The sequence below is a fragment of the Nonomuraea antri genome (assembly GCF_013283785.1).
Taxonomy (GTDB): Bacteria; Actinomycetota; Actinomycetes; order Streptosporangiales; family Streptosporangiaceae; genus Nonomuraea; species Nonomuraea antri.
In genome coordinates, this window is the sequence record NZ_JABCPZ010000440.1 from 1 (window position 1) to 3603 (window position 3603).

Here is a 3603-nt window from a genome sequence, read left to right on the forward strand (position 1 = left end):
GTTGGGTGGGTGGGCGCGGTTTCCGAGGAACGCGCAGGGTTCCGAAGGACGCGCGGGTTTCGGAAGGAGCTCGGGGACTCGCCCTCCGCCTCCGGGGAACCCCGCCGCTTCTCGGGAGCGCGCCAGCTTCTCGGGGCTCGCCCGGGCCTGGTCTCGGGATCGCCCCGCACTCCTCAAAGCCCTGCACGTTCTCCTTGAGCCCCGCACGTCTCCCTGAGGTCCGCGCGTCCTCCCGAGGTCCGCGTCCTCCCAAGGCCGCACGTCCGCCGAGACCCGCGTCCTCCCGCGGCCCGCGCGTCCTCCGGAGATCCCCACGGGAGGGCCAGGTTCCTCCCAGTCCTGGCCCCGGGGTGGCGGGCCTGGGACGCGGCGGGCAGGTGCGGAGGCGGTCACGCGTGGGGTTGGTTCGGCGTGGGGCGGTCACGCATGAGGCCGGCAGGCATGGAGGCCGTCGCCCGTGGGACTGGTCAGGCGTGGAGGCGGCCCGGCACGGAGGCCGTCGTCCGTGAGGTTGGCCAGGCATGGTGCGGTCGCGCGCGCAGACGGTCACGTGCGGAGACGGTCACGCACGGAGGCCGTCAGGCGCAGAGGGGCATCAAGTTGCGAAGAGGGGGAGGTCAGGTCGCGTAGAAGGTGGTCAGGGTTGTGGCGAGGGCCTTGGGGTCGGCTACGTGGCCTTGGCCGGCCAGCATTTCGTGGTGGGCTGTGGGCAGGGTGGCTGTCAGGGCGTCGGCGGCCTGGGTGAAGAAGTCGGCGGGCAGGCCCGGCATGTTGGGGTCGCCCGCACCGGTGATCACCAGTACGGGCTGGGTGATCGCGGCGAAACGGGACGCCGAGGGACGGCCGTCGCCGAGGCAGGCGGCGTCGTAGGCCAGTGTGGGCGCCAGAGCCTCCAGTGACGGCCAGAAGGGGGCGCTCCGGGCGCCCGCGATGGCCTCGTCCCCGGCTCCGGCCAGCCGCATGAACAGGGCCACCGCGTCGCCGTTGCGGCCTGCCGCCAGCGCCCGATGGAGTTCGGCGACGTACTCGCACCACTGCCGCAGGACGTCGTCGCCCATGAGGTACGGCACCTCGTACACCGCGATCTTGCCGACGGGCAGGCCGGCGGCGGCCGCTTCCAGGGCGAGCGCGCCACCCGACGAGGCGCCGAACAGGTGGGCCCGGTCGCCGGCGACGGCGAGCAGCGCGGCGAGGTCCTCGATCTCGCGCTCCAGCGCGTACGGCGGCGTGTCGCCGCTGCCCGCCCGGCCACGGCGGGCGTAGTTGAGGACGGTGCAGGTCGTGGCCAGTTCGGCGGCCAGCGGGACGTTCTCGGTGCCGTCGTCGAGGCCACCGCCCACCAGGATGACGGCCGGCCCGTCACCCTGGCGGTGGTAGGCGATCGTGGTGCCGTCGGCGGATCGCACGGTTTCCTGCGTCATGGCCGATTCCTTTCCCGAGTCGCCCGGACGTGCATCCGGGCGATACGCGATGAAACGCACTCTCTGGATGGGAAGGCGACCATGGTGCCCGATCCCCGGCTGACGATCAAGGGACGCGAGGCTCGGCCTGGAGGTCAGCGGAGCACGTCAATGCCGGGGTCAGCGGAGCGCATCCACCGCCGGGGGCCAGCGGAGCACGTCGACCCCTGAGGGTCAGCGGAACAGGTCGATTGCCGGGGCCGCAATTGCTGGGGGGTCAGCGGAGCACGTCGGTCTCCGAGGGGCAGCGGGGGCACGTCGACCACCGAGGTCAGCGGAGCGTGTCGGTCTTCGAAGGTCGGAGCAGCACATCGATCACCACAGGTCAGAGCAGGGCGTCGATCATCTGCTGGATTCGTTCGCGCCCGCCTGCCCCCAGCGCGCCGCCGAGTGCTTCCGCCAGCTTGTCGAACGGGTCGTCCATGGGCAGTTCGCCCAGTTGGGCGACCAGTTCGGGGACGGTCCACGGGCCGTCCTTGCGTATGCTCGCGCCCCGAGTCCAGCCGTGGTTGATCGCGACCGAGCCGCCGCGTACGGACAGCACCTGCCCGGTGAGCGGGCAGGACGCGCCGGCCAGGTAGGCGGCGATGGGCGCGCTGGTGGCCGGGTGCTGCGGGTCGAAGCCGCCGGTCGCGGGCGGTTCGGCGATGCCCGGCACGCCCAGGGTGAGCCTGGTCCTGGCCATGGACGGCGAAAGGCAGTTGACCCGCACGCCGTACCTGGCCAGTTCGAGTGCCGCGACGACGGTCAGCGCGGCGACGCCCGCGTTCGCGGAGGCGTAGGAGGCCTGCGTGGGCAGCGGGTTGAGCAGGCCGGAGCCGGAGGAGGTGTTGATCACGGCCCGGTCCGCGCGCACCCCGGACTCGAACCGCTCGCGCCAGTACCGCGCCGCCCACCGGGTGACCGCGAACGTGCCCTTCAGTTTCACCGCGACGACCGCGTCGAACTCGTCCTCGGTCAGGTCGGCGAGGCCGCGGTTGCGTTCAACGGTGGCGTTGTTGACGACGACGTGCAGGTCGCCGAAGGCGTCGAGCGCGGTGTGGACCATGCGGCGCGCGCCGTCCCAGTCGGTGACGCTGTCCGTGTTGGCCACGGCCTGGCCGCCGCCCGCGACGATCTCCTCGACCACCGCCGCCGCGACCCCGGTGTCGCCGCCGGTGCCGTCGATCTCCACGCCCGGGTCGTTGACGACGACCTTGGCGCCTTCGGCCGCGAAGAACAGCGCCTCCTCCCGGCCGATGCCGCGCCCGGCTCCGGTGATGAGGACGACGCGCCCGTCCAGACTGCCCATGCCGCTTCCCCCTTCATTTCACTACACTTGATGTATTGATACATCAAATGAAGCGGTGCATGCAATGTACTAAGATGTGTTTCCATGACGATGGGGTTGCGGGAGCTCAAGAAGCAGCGCACGCGGCTGGCGCTGGTCGAGGCGGCGATCGGGCTGTTCAGGGAGCGGGACTACGAGCAGGTCACCGTGGCCGAGATCGCCGAGGCCGCAGAGGTGTCCACCCGCACGTTTTTCCTGCATTTCCAGGCGAAAGAGGACGTGCTGTTCGCCAACTCCGACGTCCGCGTCGACCTGGGCCTGCGTGCCGTCGCCGAGCGCGCCCCGGACGAACGGCCGGCCGGGGTGCTCGCCCGGGCGATGGCCGACATGATCGGTGACAGCTGGGACAGCGACCTGACCAGCGGGCTGGCCGCACTCCGGGTCCGCCTGGCCGCCTCGGCGCCCGCACTGCAGGCCCGGATGTTGCAGCGGTACGTCACCGCCCAGGACGAGCTGGCGCGAGCGTTGCATCGGGCGTACCCGGAGGAACTCGACCCAATCGAGGCGGCGGCGCTGGTGGGGGCGGCGGTGGGCGCGGTGAGCGCGGCCACGATGGTGGCGATCGGGCGCGGCGACTCACCCGAGGAGGTACGGACGGCCATGCGCCGCGCCGTCGACCTGGTCACCCGCGGCTACCAGCCTCCCGCACCGATCGCGGACTACGACGCCTAACACCGCCTCCCAACACGCCCAACGCCGCCCGCCAAACGCCTGGTCCGGGGTGTGGGGCGTGGGCCGGCGTGTGGGCTGGCGTCGGGGCAGGCCAGTGTCGGGGTTCGGGCCTGGAGTTGGGGCTGTCTCTTATACAAATCT

Annotated in this window: 3 protein-coding genes; 1 reads left to right on the plus strand and 2 read right to left on the minus strand. The window is 71.7% G+C overall.

Features of this window, described 5'->3' with window-relative positions:
* Nucleotides 1–617: 617 nt before the first annotated feature.
* Both HII36_RS54010 and HII36_RS54015 read right to left on the minus strand, forming a co-directional pair.
* A complete protein-coding gene (locus HII36_RS54010) occupies nt 618–1421 on the minus strand; it encodes an alpha/beta fold hydrolase (protein WP_173531176.1) in 804 nt (267 codons plus the stop codon).
* Between the two features lie 364 nt (nt 1422–1785).
* Nucleotides 1786–2751 carry an SDR family NAD(P)-dependent oxidoreductase gene (locus HII36_RS54015; RefSeq protein ID WP_173531177.1) on the minus strand — a complete coding sequence of 322 codons (966 nt, stop codon included), beginning with the start codon at nt 2749–2751 and terminating at the stop codon, nt 1786–1788.
* Between the two features lie 84 nt (nt 2752–2835).
* On the opposite strand from HII36_RS54015, the gene HII36_RS54020 reads away from it, so the two are divergent.
* Complete coding sequence (locus HII36_RS54020; protein ID WP_173531178.1) at nt 2836–3462, plus strand: TetR/AcrR family transcriptional regulator; 627 nt, start codon at nt 2836–2838, stop codon at nt 3460–3462.
* The last annotated feature ends 141 nt before the right edge of the window (nt 3463–3603 follow it).

Excerpts from the sequence above, each read along its gene's own strand:
- HII36_RS54015 (WP_173531177.1), bottom strand. The coding sequence starts at position 2,751 with ATGGGCAGTCTGGACGGGCGCGTCGTCCTCATCACCGGAGCCGGGCGC.
- HII36_RS54020 (WP_173531178.1), top strand. The coding sequence starts at position 2,836 with ATGACGATGGGGTTGCGGGAGCTCAAGAAGCAGCGCACGCGGCTGGCG.
- HII36_RS54010 (WP_173531176.1), bottom strand. The coding sequence starts at position 1,421 with ATGACGCAGGAAACCGTGCGATCCGCCGACGGCACCACGATCGCCTAC.